This is a genomic window from Mucilaginibacter sp. KACC 22773 (assembly GCF_028736215.1).
Classification (GTDB): domain Bacteria; phylum Bacteroidota; class Bacteroidia; order Sphingobacteriales; family Sphingobacteriaceae; genus Mucilaginibacter.
In genome coordinates this window covers 554,740-570,156 of record NZ_CP117883.1, presented here as the reverse complement: position 1 = coordinate 570,156, position 15,417 = coordinate 554,740, and the positions used below count along the sequence as shown (strand labels likewise).

At 42.0% G+C, this 15,417-nt stretch carries 12 protein-coding genes; 2 read left to right on the top strand and 10 right to left on the bottom strand.

The genetic code is table 11. The features are described from left to right. Positions 1–93: 93 nt before the first annotated feature. The 10 genes from PQ469_RS02415 to PQ469_RS02370 all read right to left on the bottom strand — a co-directional run bounded on the left by PQ469_RS02415 (position 94) and on the right by PQ469_RS02370 (position 12,827). Complete coding sequence (locus PQ469_RS02415; protein ID WP_274211558.1) at positions 94–1,287, bottom strand: cytochrome c oxidase subunit II; 1,194 nt, start codon at positions 1,285–1,287, stop codon at positions 94–96. A 47-nt stretch (positions 1,288–1,334) separates the two neighbouring features. Then, positions 1,335–2,597 carry a quinol:cytochrome C oxidoreductase gene (locus tag PQ469_RS02410; protein ID WP_274211557.1) on the bottom strand — a complete coding sequence of 421 codons (1,263 nt, stop codon included), beginning with the start codon at positions 2,595–2,597 and terminating at the stop codon, positions 1,335–1,337. 13 nt (positions 2,598–2,610) lie between these two features. Continuing rightward, positions 2,611–3,186: a c-type cytochrome gene (locus tag PQ469_RS02405; protein WP_337993752.1), complete on the bottom strand. Its 576-nt coding sequence runs from the start codon at positions 3,184–3,186 to the stop codon at positions 2,611–2,613. Then, positions 3,179–3,715 carry a DUF3341 domain-containing protein gene (locus PQ469_RS02400; protein ID WP_090642371.1) on the bottom strand — a complete coding sequence of 179 codons (537 nt, stop codon included), beginning with the start codon at positions 3,713–3,715 and terminating at the stop codon, positions 3,179–3,181. Before PQ469_RS02400 ends, PQ469_RS02405 begins: the two co-directional genes overlap by 8 nt. Positions 3,716–3,717: 2 nt before the next feature. After that, positions 3,718–5,190 carry an NrfD/PsrC family molybdoenzyme membrane anchor subunit gene (gene nrfD, locus PQ469_RS02395; protein ID WP_090642368.1) on the bottom strand — a complete coding sequence of 491 codons (1,473 nt, stop codon included), beginning with the start codon at positions 5,188–5,190 and terminating at the stop codon, positions 3,718–3,720. A gap of 27 nt (positions 5,191–5,217) precedes the next feature. Next, a complete protein-coding gene (locus PQ469_RS02390) occupies positions 5,218–8,274 on the bottom strand; it encodes a TAT-variant-translocated molybdopterin oxidoreductase (protein ID WP_274211556.1) in 3,057 nt (1,018 codons plus the stop codon). 37 nt (positions 8,275–8,311) lie between these two features. After that, positions 8,312–9,574, bottom strand: a complete 1,263-nt coding sequence (locus PQ469_RS02385) for a c-type cytochrome (RefSeq protein ID WP_274211555.1) — start codon at positions 9,572–9,574, stop codon at positions 8,312–8,314. A gap of 251 nt (positions 9,575–9,825) precedes the next feature. Next, positions 9,826–10,806 (bottom strand): deoxyhypusine synthase family protein, encoded by a 981-nt coding sequence (locus PQ469_RS02380; RefSeq protein WP_090642359.1) that lies wholly within the window; start codon positions 10,804–10,806, stop codon positions 9,826–9,828. A 377-nt stretch (positions 10,807–11,183) separates the two neighbouring features. After that, positions 11,184–12,038: a UDP-2,3-diacylglucosamine diphosphatase gene (locus PQ469_RS02375; RefSeq protein ID WP_274211554.1), complete on the bottom strand. Its 855-nt coding sequence runs from the start codon at positions 12,036–12,038 to the stop codon at positions 11,184–11,186. Between the two features lie 258 nt (positions 12,039–12,296). Beyond that, entirely contained in the window at positions 12,297–12,827 is a 531-nt protein-coding gene (locus PQ469_RS02370) for a DinB family protein (protein WP_274211553.1), read from the bottom strand. Between the two features lie 124 nt (positions 12,828–12,951). On the opposite strand from PQ469_RS02370, the gene PQ469_RS02365 reads away from it, so the two are divergent. Both PQ469_RS02365 and gmd read left to right on the top strand, forming a co-directional pair. Next, complete coding sequence (locus PQ469_RS02365; protein WP_274211552.1) at positions 12,952–14,139, top strand: hypothetical protein; 1,188 nt, start codon at positions 12,952–12,954, stop codon at positions 14,137–14,139. 118 nt (positions 14,140–14,257) lie between these two features. Continuing rightward, positions 14,258–15,394, top strand: a complete 1,137-nt coding sequence (gene gmd / locus PQ469_RS02360) for a GDP-mannose 4,6-dehydratase (protein ID WP_090642347.1) — start codon at positions 14,258–14,260, stop codon at positions 15,392–15,394. Positions 15,395–15,417: the final 23 nt, after the last annotated feature.

The following is a 15,417-nucleotide window of genomic DNA, read 5'->3' as shown; positions in this document are numbered from 1 at the left end:
CGTTATGGTGATGTTCGTGACCGTGCTCGTCGTGGTGTGCTACTACGTGATCGTGAACTGCTACTGTTGACATAATCGCTCTTTTATCTTATATTAATTATTTAACGCTAACCTGTTTTGTGACACTGCTTTTTGCGGTTCCGCATCAGCGAAATGCAACTCCTTTTTCAACCCATCAGTCAAATAAGGTTTTTGGCGCGACAACCATTCCAGGTACTCGGCTTCAGAAACTACACGTACAACCTTTTGCATGTTGTAGTGACCACCCCCACAAATTTTATTACAGTATACAATATATTCAAACTTAGGGTCATCAAGTCTGTGACGCATATCTGCAGTAGTAATGGTCGGCGTAAACTTAAAGTAGGTTGGCAATCCCGGTACCGCATTCAACTGCACCCTGAAGTGCGGCATATAAACACTATGGATTACATCCTGTGCCTGTATATTCAATTTGATCGACCTGTTTACCGGCAGATACATAGTATCGGCAGATAAATCGTCGAAGCTGCTTTTCTTGGTGAAATCGACACCCAGTTTATTTGCCGCGGTTGTCAGCTTAAAACTTTTTGGTCCCAGCTTACCGTCCTTACCTGGGTAACGTAGTTCCCATGCAAATTGATGCCCGGTGATATCAATGTTTATAGATTTTACTTCGCCTACGGCATCGGTATCGTCCATAATTTTTTGCCAGGTAAAGAAACCAAACACCACCAGGATAGTAAGTACTATAGCAGGTATAATTGTCCACACCTTTTCAATAGTATTGTTGTGGGGCAAAAAGTGTGCACGGCGTTTGTCTGAATGACGGTATTGAAACAGGAAGCCAAACAACAATATCTGGGTGATAAAGAAAACGATCATGGTTAAAATAGTAGTAACCGTGAACATCTCATCAATCTTCACACCGTGTATTGAAGCGGCTTCGGGCAATGTCATGCTACCTTGAACAGTAAACGACCAATATGCACCATATAAACCTGCTATCAGGAATATAAGGCAAATAGCGCCCATTACATTGTTCCACTTTAAACCTTTTTTACCTTGAATTTTAAGGGTAAGGTCGTAAATCTTTAAAATTTTACCTATTACAGCTACACCAAGGCATATCAGAAAAAATATCAGCACATAATAGGCAACGCCCGTCCAGTCAACCTGGTTGGCATCTTCGCCCGTACCGGCTGCAGCAGCCGGAGTTTGCGCCATCAGCAGGTTTGTGCCAAAAAGCATAAACGCTGCAAAAAACGATAGTATGGTTTTAGAATTTATTAATTTTTTGAATGCCATTTTAATGTTTGTTTGGTATTCTGTATTTGATGCAAAAATAACAATTATTATATGTGATGATGAAGACTCTCCTGCAGGAAAGGGTGTTTCTTAGGTATTATTGATTTGAACTTGCTCAAAGCGTTCATCGTCAAAAATATAAACAAACCTACAAAGCCTATAGCAACACCCACCTCAATCCAGAGTATCTCTGTATACCAGTGTGCTGTTGGGCCTACCGTACCAGGCATTACCATCTGGAAATAATCTAACCAGTGACCGATGATCAGAATAAAGCAGGTAACTTTTAACACACTGGTAGTACGTTTTGAATCACGTGCCATGATAATCAACAATGGCGCTAAAAAGTTAATTACAATATTTAACCAGAACCATGGTTTAAATTCGGGCTCCCATCTGCGTATAAAGTAAACTGTTTCTTCAGGGATGTTGGCATAATAGATAAGTAAGAACTGTGCAAACCATACATAGGTCCAGAAGATAGAGAAACCAAACATCAGCTGGCCCAGGTTATGCAAATGATCTTGGGTAATCCACTGCATGTAACCGCTTTGCCTTAAATAAATAATTGTTAAGGTAATGATGGCTAAACAGCTAACCCACATGGCAGCAAAGTTGTACCAGCCAAACATGGTTGAGAACCAGTGCGCCTCCAAAGACATGATAACATCAAATGCAAATATTGGCGTTGTGAAACCGAATATTACAAGGAATAAGCATGACATTGCAAAACTCTTTTTATAGTAGAACATACCACCTAGTTCGTCTTCGCCTTCAGAGTATTTTACCAGCATCTGGCCGAAAATAGTGTAGCTACCTAAAAACACAAACAACCTTGCAAAAAAGAACCCTTTATTTAAAAAGACATGTTTCCCGGCTATGATAGGGTCGAAATTGGCATTGCCTTTAACTTCGACACCGGCAATAGCCCATAATTTATATAAATAAGGGGCAACTACCTGTTTGCCTTCAATTTCGGTAGTGTGGGTTATAAATAAACCCGCTGCTATAACGCCTACCAATATAGTGGCGGCAATTGGTAATGTTTTAGCAAATGCCTGCGGAACGCGAAGCAGTGATGCCGACCAGCCTGCCTGGGCCACATATTGCAACGCGCAGAAAAATACACCGGCCATACAAACGCAGGCAAAGTAATACCCCATTAGCAATAAGTTTGCAAAGGTACGTTCACCATCTGTTAAAAATCCGGCAATTATGGTTACAACCCCCACTGCTATCGCAGCAAGGCTCAATGTCTTTACCTTACCGGTAAACACAAATTGCTCGTCGAAACTATTATGAGTGCTCATTAAATATTATTTCTTATAAAGTTTGTAAATGGTGAACATACATGATCACTTTCCAGCGTTCTTCGGGGTTTAACTGAGAAGCATAGGAGCCCATCGCGTTTACACCGTAAGTAATGGTATGATAAATTTTACCGTCAGTTAAATCCTTCATAGCGCCACCGCGTGATGATTGCCCTTTTGAATATGATGGCGGCGGCGGGTAACCATGCGCAACCACTAAACCATCACCCTGGCCGGTTACACCGTGACAAGGCGAACAAAAATGGGTGAACAGTAATTTACCTTCTGTATAATTTGCCTGGGTTTGCGCAATTACGGTTTTAACCTCAACGCTTGCCAGCTCATAACCTTCTTTGGTGTTAGGATAATCAAACTTAGTAAAACCTACCGGGATTGTTCCGGCTGGCGGTACTTGTGCAGTTTTACCATCTTTAAATTGGCTGTTCTTTTGATCAGGATCGTAAGCAGTATGCTCATACATGTTAGGCGCATATTCCCAACCTGTACTCCTTTTATCTTTACATGATGTTATAACTATCGAAGCAGCGATAATCATAACCAATGTTCCTATTATTTTAATCTTATTCATAGCTAACATATTTTCTGTCGTTATGCTTAACTTCTACAGCTCCTGCTTCTTTTAATATACTATCAATATCTGCGTGTGGCGTATTACCTTTTGCATCAATGGCGATAACAAATTTATCATTGGTAGCACGCAGGTCCATCACCCTTGGCGCACGGCCGGGGAAAAGGTGCGTGGCAAAAAAGAAAGTAAATGTCATACCAAAGGCAGTCCACAATACCGTCCATTCAAAGGTTACCGGTACAAAATCGGGTATGGCGAAAAAGTTTTTGCCACCGATGTTGATTGGCCAATCGTGTACAAGCATGTAATAAACCATGCTGAACATGATGGTACCGCCTAAACAGCCAAACATGAAAGCTGCATAACCCAGGCGCGAATCCTTTATGCCTAATTTAGCATCGATACCGTGAATAGGGCATGGCGAATAAACATCGTAAATAGGGACACTATTTTTTTGTAATTTGTCGATACCGTGCATCAGATCATCGGGATCATCAAAAATTCCTAATATATATTTGGTGCTACTCATTTTTATACTTTTTCGTATGAAGACTGTTCAACACTATCAAACTTACCTAATGAATTGATGTAGAACTCAGCCTCGGCAGGTTCAACATGGCCGTTTTTAAGTAATTTTCTCTTAGCTTGCTCACTTGAGCTTTTCAGGATCAGTTTTACCTCGGCCATAGCCACTGAAGGCAGCACCCTTACAAACAAAAGGAACATGGTAAAGAATAAACCGATAGAGCCAATAAAGATGCTCACATCAACCCAGGTTGGATAAAACATAGCCCAGCTTGAAGGGATATAGTCACGGTGAAGCGAGGTTACGATAATTACGAAACGCTCAAACCACATACCGATGTTTACTACTATTGACAGTGTCCAGGACAAAGGTATATTGGTACGGATTTTTTTGAACCAGAACAACTGCGGCGTAATAACGTTACAAGTCATCATGCTCCAGTATGCCCACCAGTACGGACCCGAGATACGGTTCATGAAAGCGTATTGCTCGTACTCGGCCTGAGAGTAAAATGCGATGAAAAGCTCGGTTAAGTAAGCTACACCCACTATTGAACCGGTTAAAAGGATGATTTTATTCATCGATTCGATGTGGAACATGGTGATGTAGTTTTCTAACCCTAATACTTTACGCGCTACTAATAACAGCGTTTGTACCATGGCGAAACCCGAGAAGATAGCACCCGCAACGAAGTATGGAGGGAAGATGGTAGTGTGCCATCCTGGTTCCAGTGATGTTGCAAAGTCCATTGATACAATGGTGTGTACCGATAGTACCAGTGGTGTTGAGATACCGGCCAGGATTAATGACACGGTCTCGAAACGTTGCCAGGTTTTAACTGAACCTGTCCAGCCAAATGACATTACAGAATATATACGACGACGTAAACCTGTTGCACGGTCACGGATGGTAGCAATGTCAGGCAATAAACCTGTATACCAGAATACCAATGAAACCGAGAAGTAAGTTGATATCGCGAATACGTCCCAGATAAGCGGAGAGTTCCAGTTTACCCATAATGAGCCGTATTGATTTGGCAATGGCAATGAATAAACAGCCATCCATGGGCGGCCCATGTGCGCGCCGATATAGGTGGCGGCGCAAATTACCGCGAAGATGGTCATCGCCTCGGCCGAGCGGTTGATAGAGTTACGCCAGTTTTGACGGAACAACAGCAACACTGCCGAGATAAGTGTACCGGCGTGACCAATACCTACCCACCATACGAAGCCGGTAATATCCCAGGCCCATCCAACTGTTTTGTTTAAGCCCCAGGCACCGATTCCAAACCAGAATGTGTAGCTAATGGCAACCACCCAAAGGAGGGCGCCCAATGATGCCACGCTAAAACCGATCCACCAGGCCTTACCCGGCATATTTTCTACGGGGCGCAACACATCGTCAGTAATCTGACCGTAGGTGATGTTTTCACCCGTAATTAACGGTTCCCTTATTATTGATTCACTATGAGATGACATATATTTTGTTATCTGTATATAAAAAATTTAAGCCTCTAATTCTGATAAATTTCTAACCTTAACCTGGTAACCAATACCTGGTTGTACGTTTAACTCTTCAAGCACGTAGTAAGTTCTTTCGCTCTTTAATGCTTTTGAAACTTCAGAGTTAGGGTCATTTGCGTTACCGAAAACGATAGCGTTTGCAGAACAGGTTTGCTGACAGGCAACCTTTATCTCGCCATCTTTAAGCGGACGTTTTTCGATTTTGGCTTTTAACTTACCAGCCTGGATACGTTGAACGCACATCGAGCATTTTTCCATTACCCCACGGAAACGTGTAGTAACATCAGGGTTTAATACTAATTGTGTGTGCTCGTTGTTCAGGTAGTTATCAAAACGCGAGTCGTTCCAGTAGTTAAACCAGTTAAAGCGGCGTACTTTATAAGGGCAGTTATTTGCGCAATAACGTGTACCTATACAACGGTTGTAAGCCATTTGGTTTAAACCTTCTGATGAGTGAACGGTTGCTAATACCGGGCAAACTGTTTCGCAAGGTGCGTGATCGCAGTGCTGGCAAAGCATTGGCTGGTGAACAACCGATACATTATCAAAATTGGTAAGTTTGGCAATATCTTTTTCTTTGGTTATCGCTTCTTCGCTGTCGCCATGATCGTTAAAGCTGTAATAACGGTCAATACGGATCCAGTGCATTTCACGACGACGTTTTACCTCGTCTTTACCTACAACCGGGATGTTATTTTCGGCGCTACAAGCTACAACGCAAGCGCCGCAACCGGTACAAGCATTAAGGTCGATAGCCATAACCCAGTTATAAACAGGGCGGTCATGATCATCCCAAAGCGATGTTTTGTTGTAATCTTTATGTTCGCCCTCGTTACCGCTACCGGCAGCAGGGTTCTTTTTGTATGCTGTAAATGAAGCCTCGCGGATAACGCTCCTGCCCTCGTATGAGTGGTGAGTTTGTGTTTGCGCAAGCGGCGATATAATACCTGTTTTTTTGAAATCGGTAATAACCGCAGTAGTTTGGAAAGTACCGTTACGATAGCTGTAGAAAGGGAAAGCGTTTTTACCAACGTTGTTACCTACAAGGCCTGCGCTAACGCGGCCGTAACCAACAGCAATTGATATAGTGCCCTGTGCCTGGCCTGGTTGTGCCAATACCGGAACTTCAACCGAGTAGCCGTTAGCTTCCACTTTAATTACATCACCTTCTTCGAAACCCAATTTCTGAATATCAGTCATCGACATGGCCGCGAAGTTATCCCAGGTAACTTTAGATACCGGATCTGGCAACTCCTGTAACCATGGGTTATTGGCGCGTTTACCATCGCCCATTGCTACCGATTGATAAACCTGTAATTCAAATTTATCGCCCGATACCAGGCTGTTGCTATGATCAACAATAGTTTGTGCTACTGCATTTAAATCGTGGCTGAAAGTGTAGGCTCCGGCAGTTGCAGGGGCAGCTTTTATTAAACCTGCCTGCAATAAGCTTTCCCATCCTTTTTGACCAGATAAGCCGCCTTTAGCTAATAAGCCTTTATCCCAGGTGTTACGTACATAAGTGTAGTAATCTTTAACCGGGTTTTCGGCCCAAACCAATAAGCTATGCTCGGCCTGGCGGGTATTGTAAACCGGGTTGATGGTTGGCTGTATTACGGTATAATAACCTTCAACAGCGTTTGCATCACCCCATGACTCTAAATAATGGTGGTTTGGTGCTACTACTTTTGATAGTAAAGCGGTTTCGTCGCCATGATCAGAGAATGATATAGTTAAACGTGCTTTTTTAAGCGCTTCTGTAAATTCTTTTGCTTTAAAGTAATCGTATGCAGGGTTGGCATTCAGGAATAAAACCGCGCCAATTGAGCCGGCGGCTAATTCGGTTACAAAACCAACAAAATCCTGATCGTTACCGGCGTATTGTTTTGATGGGTTATCCAAATCAATAGTGTTGCCGTAGCTGCCTAATAAGGAGTTGATGGCATTTACTAAAGTTTGTGTAGCAACATCATTTGAACCTGCAACTACCAGCGCTTTGCCTTTTGCAGCTAACAATTCTTTAGCAACTAAAGTGATAGCGGTATCGGCTGCCTTATTGCTTAATTTTTTTGCACCTGCCAGGCTTGTACCGGCAATGGCATTATATAAGCTTAATAAAGCGATACCTTCTTCAGATGGTTTAATAGGGAAACGGTTATCGGCATTGGTACCGGTTAAGCTCATTCCAGCTTCAAACTGAATATGACGAGACATTTTCTTTGCCTCAAGCGATTTGCTGTTACGGTTTGATACGTACTGGCGGGTAAACTCCTCAGGCGAGATCCATGAACCAAGGAAATCGGCGCCGAAGCTTACAATCACTTCTGCTTTATCAAAATTGTAATGTGGCAATACCGCTTTACCAAAGCTGTTTTGATTAGCCTGGATAATACCGGTGTATGATACCGCATCATAATTGATGTGTTTTGTAGTTGGGTATTTTGCAACAAAATCGGCAATAACACCTAAGGTAGATGGGCTGTGTACAGTTGATGTAACTATGCGGATGCCTTTACCTGATGCTGCAACAGCCGCAAGCTCACGCAATACATACGCATCAACTTCGGGCCATGCTGCATCAGCGCCATTAATTTTAGGATCCTGGGTGCGGTTAGCATCGTACAGATCAAGCACCGAAGCCTGGCCCTGCGCGCTTAAACCACCTTTTGCAAAAATATCGTTAGGGTTACCTTCTACTTTAATAGGGCGGCCTTCACGGGTTTTTACCAAAATAGCCTGGCCTTCATAACTTGAAGAGTAGTAGTTAGCTACACCAGGTGTAACTTCCTCAGGTTTTATAAGGTAAGGGATTGATTTGTGTACAGGCACTTTTTGACAAGCAGCCAGCGTAACAGCACCAACACCAAAGCCAAGCGCCTTTAAAAAGTCGCGGCGTGGGGTTTTAGCCGATAAACCAGATCCGCTCAGCACATCCTCAATAGGGATAGGCTCTGCAAACTCGTTTTTATTTTTCTCAACAAATTCTGGGGTTTTGTTTAGTTCTTCTAAACCTTTCCAGTATTTTTTATTGCTGTCCATTTAAGCTATATAAACTGTAATGCTAAATTCTTATTTATTAATAGTGGCACTTACCGCACTCGATACCACCTAAAACAGCGGCAGTAACTTTTTCGCCTTTTTTAATCTTATCATGTGCTGCAAGTATGCTGTCGTAATAAGCGTTGCCTTTGGCGTTAACCTCGGTGCGTTTGTGGCACTGGATACACCATTTCATGGTAAGCGGCGAGTATTGGTATACCTCTTTCATGGTTTCAACAGGACCGTGGCAAGCCTGGCATTTAATACCGGCAACCTTTACGTGTTGCGAGTGGTTAAAGTAAGCCAGATCGGGCAGGTTATGAACACGTATCCATTGGATTGGCTTGGCTGCTGTGCTATCGTATTTATCAGTTTTAGGATCGTAACCCAAAGCATCATAAATCTTGTGAATCTCTGCCGATTCGGTTTTAACAACCTTGTGACAGTTCATACATACGTTTAATGATGGAATAGAAGCATTTTTTGATTTGTAAGCACCGCCGTGGCAATACTGGCAATCAATTTTCATTTGACCGGCATGCAGCTCATGCGAGTATTTGATAGGCTGTACCGGCTGGTAACCTGTATGCACGTTGGTGTTCCACAAGGTAACCCAACCCCAGCTGCCCATGGCAATGGTACCGCAAACCAGTATAAAGAATACCAGTTTTTTGTTTTTAAGGATCTTTTTAAGCAGTACGTTTTTATCAGCTTCGGCAACAACCGCTTCATCTTCAACTACAATGTTTGGGTTGCTGGCTAACACGCGCTCTAATGAACCAGCAGCCTTGTTCAAAACAAGTATTAAAATGAAAGCAATAATAACAATGCCGACTAAACCCCAAACAACCAGTTCGCTCGGGCCTTTTGCCTCAACTGGACCGCCTACCGGACCTTTTGCTTTTTCGTCCTGAATTCTTTTCCAATCGGCACGGATGTAAGTAATTACATTACTTACGTCGGCATCTGAAAGATTGGTAAAAGTGGTCATTGCCTTACCATCAAACTCCTTAACAATTTTAAGAGCCTTAGGGTTACCGGCAGCAATTAAGGCCTGGTTATTCTGAATCCAACTGATAAGGTACTTATCATCGGTTTCAGAGGCAAGCTGCGGACCAAGTGCAGGGCCGGTCATTCGCTCTGCTATCTTGTGACAGGCCGTACAATTGGCTTTAAAAATGGTCTCGCCCTTAGCAGCGTCTGTTTGCGCGTAAGCAGCAGAAAAACCCCAGAAAGCAAACCCAACAATCAGTAAAACCGACCTTGAGAATTGTTTAAAAATCAATGAGAAACTTCTCATAAAGTGTATTTATGCTAAATAATTTTTATATTAATGTTTTATTCTGCTGTAAAGATGTGTAACCCATCTGCTTTTTACAGCCACAAAAGTAAAATTTATTACAGTATCGCTGACACATAAATGACAGTAACCTATAATTTATAATCGTTCTAAATAAACACAAAAATGTCATTTAAATACTCTTTAAAGCATATTAATGCCATTTTGAAAATTTATTAACGGTTTTACCATCAATATCGATTATAAACTTTTTATTGTTTTAATATCCAGGCAAATATAAGCGGGGCTACAATGGTGGCATCGCTCTCAACAATAAACTTAGGTGTATGAATGTCCAGCTTGCCCCAGGTTATCTTCTCATTCGGAACAGCACCCGAGTAAGAACCGTATGATGTTGTTGAATCAGATATCTGGCAAAAGTAACTCCAGAAAGGCACATCATGCATCTCCATATCCTGGTAAAGCATAGGCACCACACATATCGGAAAATCGCCTGCAATACCCCCACCTATCTGGAAAAAGCCTATGCCCTTGCCCGATGAGTTTTTGGTATACCAATCGGCAAGCCAGGCCATATATTCGATACCGCTTTTCATGGTTGAAGCTTTAAGCTCGCCTTTAATAATGTATGATGCAAAAATGTTGCCCATAGTGCTATCTTCCCATCCTGGTACCACAATAGGCAGGTTTTTTTCGGCAGCGGCCAGCATCCATGAGTTTTTAGGATCTATCTCATAATACTGCTCCAGTTCGCCGCTTAGCAATATTTTATACATGTACTCATGCGGAAAATAACGTTCGCCGCTGTTATCAGCATCCTTCCATATTTTATGGATGTGTTTTTGCAGCCTGCGGAAAGCTTCCTCTTCGGGAATACAGGTATCGGTAACGCGGTTGTAGTGGTTTTCCAGCAGATCCCATTCTTCCTGCGGGCTTAAATCACGGTAGTTGGGCACCCTTTTGTAGTGCGAGTGCGCTACAAGGTTCATGATGTCTTCTTCAAGATTAGCCCCGGTACAGGAGATAATGGCAATTTTATCCTGGCGGATCATCTCGGCCAATGAAATTCCCAGTTCGGCGGTGCTCATTGCGCCGGCAAGGGTAACCATCATTTTACCGCCTTCATCAAGGTGGGTTTCATACCCCTTAGCGGCATCCATTAATGCTGCGGAGTTAAAATGCAGGTAGTTGCGTTCAATAAACTGCGAAATTGGTCCTCGTGTGATGCTCATAGTGTATCAATAAAAATTCAGGTGCAAAAGTAGGAATTTTGACGGATTATGATTTTTAAATGAAATTTTATTGCTGTTAAACATTGTTTATCATTTTAATAGGGAATAACAAAGGAAATTAACACCCGTATTACAATATCAATAAAAAAGGAAATTGAGATTGAGGGATAAAGAGTATTACCGCAATAGGAAACCATCTTATGAGTACCCCGAAAAATCCTGAACAATTAGTATCAAACAGGCCTCAAAATGCAGGTAGTGCACAATTTCTCCCGCCGCATGAGTACAATCCCCTCCCGGTTAGTTCGACGGTCAGTTTAAATTAACGGATCTACTCATAGGGTAGCTTAATAACATTAAAAAGTTTTGCTATTCCGTTACTCCATTTCCTGCCTGAACCTGTTTAAAAGGTTTTTAACATCCATTTTAGCGTCAAGGTCCTCGGCGTCGGTTTTGTCGTCTTCGTCGGCATCGGTGTTAAATTCTTCGGGGTTATATTTAAAGATAGTCCAGTTACCATTTTGGTATTCAAGTGACGAAAGGCTTTCAACCCAATCGCCCGAGTTAAGGTATAATACAGAACCTGTTTTGTCGGTATTTTCAATCTCCCTGATCTCGGCGTGATGGATATGGCCGCAAATTACGTATTGGTAATTTTTATCAACAGCCAGGTCTGCAGCAGTTTGTTCAAACTGGTTAATGAATTTTACAGCTTCCTTAAACCTGGCTTTAACTTTTTGTGAAAAACTCATTTTTTGGCGACCCAAAGCGGTCAAAAACCAGTTAGTCATGCTGTTGATGAGTATAAGGGTATCGTAGCCTACCGCCCCCAGTTTGGCCAGCCATTTGGAGTGCTGCATGGTAAGATCAAAAACATCTCCATGAAAAATCCAGGCCTTTTTGCCATCAATATTTAACACTACTTTATTGAGCAGTTTGAAGGAACCCAGGTCAAAATCGGCAAACTTGCGCAGCATCTCATCGTGGTTGCCGGTTAGGTAATATACCGGAATGCCCTCGGTAACAAATTTTAATATGCGCCTAATCACTTTCATATGCGCCTCAGGCCAGTATGATTTACTGAACTGCCAGATATCAATAATATCGCCGTTAAGGATAAGTATCTTAGGCTTAATGCTTTTTAAATATTTAAGCAATTCTTTTGAATGACATCCATAAGTACCAAGATGCACATCGGATATTACTACAATATCTACTTCACGTTTTGCCATTAAAATTAGGGGGTTAATTGCACAGGCGGCAGGTTTTGCCGGTTATTGAATTTTAAATAAATACTAAACAAACGATTATTCGTCGTCTTCGTCCTCATTAACAGTTAATTCATAAGGGCTGATATAGAAGATGCCTACCAACAGCAGCAAAGCTATAACAACCAAATAAGTGTATTCAAAATTCATCACAATGATTTTTACAAATATCCGAAACCTAACATTATCACACTGTTAAGACTCTGTTAAATGTAAAAGGTTTCAAGCCTGCGATAATTTATTTTTGATGCGTTCCAACTGTTTTAAATGATGCTCCAGGTGTATCCGGATAAACCTAAACCACTGCCTGGCGTTAAGCATACCCAGCCGCGGATGTTTATATCGGCTTGCAGCAGATGATGCATCAATAAGCGGCGCGGTAGCATCTACCCGCTTGCGGCATTTGATAATCAGATTTTTGGCATCTTCCTTACTGATTTTACCGGCAACCATTTTATCTGCAACAGTATCCGGAATTTTAACTTTTACTGGCGGAAACACGCCCAGTAATAGCAACAGCCTGCCTGCCCAGGTCACACCATCTTTAGTAGGCGGGCAGCTGCCGTGTGTACACCGCTCCAAGGCGATTGAAGAACCTAAAGTAGCTTGTAATATATGGCTGTAAACTTCGGCATATGACCATCCCCCGCCGGGCGGCGTTTCGGTAAACTGCTCATCAGGAATGGTATCCAGTATTTCGCGGTAGTTATCAAGGGCGGCGTTAATGTAGCGGCGTTCTTTTACGGTGCTCATGATGTTAAAGGTAGTGCTTTTAAATGATGTACCATAACAAACCCGGGCTATCTCATTTTTCAGTTATACGCAGGTATGCTTATATTTGGCTTGTCGCGTTTTAATCAAATCATCCAACCTAAGCATGAAATACATTTGCCTTTTCCTATGTTTTTTAATAACCCAGCAAATCCTGGCACAATCAAAATTGCCTGTTATAAAAGCTACATCTAAAAGTGTATCTATTAATGATGGTGGCTATTTTGATAAAAATGCATGGTCGCTTTCGCCAACAGCCAGGCCCGATATTTTTACTGCCGACAGAACCCGAAAAACAAAATGGGTTACATTTTATACCGATATTGATTCCATCAGGGTAAAAGTAAAACCGGGTACAAGGTTCAATTTTATCATCCTGCTAAATGGTACGGATTCCTGCTACACTCAAATTGCCAGTGCCATCCCGCCCGGTGATAAAATAAAGAATACGGCAGTTACCCACGATACCATTCCTTTTACCCTAACCGGCTTTAATGCCATTAAGATAGTTGCCGTTATTAATAATACCGATACATTGAACCTGCACTTTGATATCAGCTCATTTGATTTCCATTTAACCAGGGATGCCATTTTGCACAAAACAAAATTATTATCAAACCAGCCCGATGCTATAGCCGGTAAAACCAGGCCCAATTACAACAAGCTTAACAAGGTTTTTAAGCTGCAAATGGGTAGCCTGGTGGTAAACAACCCCGAGGTGCTTACCACCAACATAACGGCACATGAAATGGATGGCCGTATTGGCTGGAACGTATTTGAAGGCAAACAGGCAGAGGTGGATTATGATCATAACCTGCTGATTATCCATTCTGATTTACCTCGCTATTTAAAAGGTTATATTAAATCAAAAATGATGTTCGCACGTTCGTTTCCGTACATTAAAGGCACCTTTGTAATAAACGGCAGAAAACATGCGGGTAATTTCAGTATGGATATAGGATCTGAACAAGCCATTATTTTAGATAGTACCTGGGCCGCGCGAGAAAAATTTGCCGCCAATTTAAAACTCATCCGCACCGTTGTACTCCACGATCCGCGGGGAGCAGAATATCAAACAAAGACTGTATTATCGCCGGCCTTTAAATTGAACGGCTTTAACCTTACAAATATCCCTACCCTGATATTAGGCTCTAAAAATCCGCTTGGTTTTGAGATAAACTATTTGGGCAATGATTTGTTAAAACGTTTTAATATGATCCTTGATTTCAAAAACGATTACCTGTACCTAAAGCCAAATAAGTTAGCCAATATGAAGTACAGGGATAACTCCTGACGCCGTAAAATAACCATATGTCAATTTACTCAAAAGAACTTATGTATGGCCCAATGGCTGTTTTTACAATTAAATTGGATAATATTGTATTTATAGAAGTATTAGCACTTTAATATTGATGAAAAAAGCTTTAATAACGGGCATTACTGGTCAGGATGGCGCATACTTAGCTGAGTTTTTACTCAAGAAAGGTTACGAAGTACATGGCGTAAAAAGAAGATCGTCGTTATTGAATACGGACAGGATTGATCATTTATACACCGATCCGCATGAGGCTGATGTAAAGTTTAAACTTCATTACGGCGACCTTACCGATTCTACCAACCTGATCAGGCTGGTTCAGGAGGTACAACCCGATGAAATTTATAACCTGGCCGCCCAAAGCCATGTTAAGGTAAGCTTTGATACCCCCGAATATACCGCCAATGCTGATGGTATAGGTACACTTCGCATTTTAGAAGCGGTAAGGCTGCTTGATCTTACCAAAAAAACCAAAATATACCAGGCATCCACATCCGAGCTTTATGGGCTGGTGCAGGCCGTGCCGCAAAGCGAAACCACACCTTTTTATCCAAGATCGCCGTATGCGGTGGCAAAAATGTATGCCTACTGGATAATAGTGAACTATCGCGAAGCTTATGGCATGTATGCCTGCAATGGTATTTTATTTAACCATGAAAGCCCTATACGGGGCGAAACATTTGTTACCCGCAAAATTACGCGGGCAGCTTCAAAAATTGCATTAGGCTTGCAGGATTGCCTGTATGTAGGCAATCTGTCGGCACAACGCGATTGGGGGCATGCCAAGGATTATATTGAGGCCATGTGGCTAATGCTGCAACAGGAGAAACCCGAAGATTTTGTAATAGCTACCGGTGTAACTACCACCGTACGCGATTTTATAAAAATGGCTTTTAACGAGTTAGGCGTCGAAGTTGAATTTAGCGGCCGGGACGAGCACGAACGCGGCGTGATTATTGATATTGATGAACAGCGGGCTTTTGAACTTGGTTTAAACCTCGATTTTTTGAGATTTGGGCAAACGGTTGTTAAGGTTGATCCCAGGTATTTTAGGCCTACAGAGGTTGACCTGTTAGTTGGCGATGCCACAAAGGCATTCGAAAAATTAGGCTGGAAACCTAAATATGATTTAAAGGCCCTGGTTACCGATATGATGCATTCTGACTTGCATTTGGTAAAAAAAGACGAGTATTTAAAAAAGGGTGGCTTCGCAACCCTAAATTATTTTGAATAACAAAAAATTGATTGATCAATTCT

What these genes read in the sequence shown, in the direction of transcription:
- PQ469_RS02400 (WP_090642371.1), bottom strand. Translation starts at nt 3,715, where the DNA reads ATGAGTAGCACCAAATATATATTAGGAATTTTTGATGATCCCGATGAT.
- PQ469_RS02405 (WP_337993752.1), bottom strand. Translation starts at nt 3,186, where the DNA reads ATGAATAAGATTAAAATAATAGGAACATTGGTTATGATTATCGCTGCT.
- gmd (WP_090642347.1), top strand. Translation starts at nt 14,258, where the DNA reads ATGAAAAAAGCTTTAATAACGGGCATTACTGGTCAGGATGGCGCATAC.
- PQ469_RS02415 (WP_274211558.1), bottom strand. Translation starts at nt 1,287, where the DNA reads ATGGCATTCAAAAAATTAATAAATTCTAAAACCATACTATCGTTTTTT.
- PQ469_RS02365 (WP_274211552.1), top strand. Translation starts at nt 12,952, where the DNA reads ATGAAATACATTTGCCTTTTCCTATGTTTTTTAATAACCCAGCAAATC.
- PQ469_RS02375 (WP_274211554.1), bottom strand. Translation starts at nt 12,038, where the DNA reads ATGGCAAAACGTGAAGTAGATATTGTAGTAATATCCGATGTGCATCTT.
- nrfD (WP_090642368.1), bottom strand. Translation starts at nt 5,190, where the DNA reads ATGTCATCTCATAGTGAATCAATAATAAGGGAACCGTTAATTACGGGT.
- PQ469_RS02380 (WP_090642359.1), bottom strand. Translation starts at nt 10,806, where the DNA reads ATGAGCATCACACGAGGACCAATTTCGCAGTTTATTGAACGCAACTAC.
- PQ469_RS02410 (WP_274211557.1), bottom strand. Translation starts at nt 2,597, where the DNA reads ATGAGCACTCATAATAGTTTCGACGAGCAATTTGTGTTTACCGGTAAG.
- PQ469_RS02390 (WP_274211556.1), bottom strand. Translation starts at nt 8,274, where the DNA reads ATGGACAGCAATAAAAAATACTGGAAAGGTTTAGAAGAACTAAACAAA.
- PQ469_RS02385 (WP_274211555.1), bottom strand. Translation starts at nt 9,574, where the DNA reads ATGAGAAGTTTCTCATTGATTTTTAAACAATTCTCAAGGTCGGTTTTA.
- PQ469_RS02370 (WP_274211553.1), bottom strand. Translation starts at nt 12,827, where the DNA reads ATGAGCACCGTAAAAGAACGCCGCTACATTAACGCCGCCCTTGATAAC.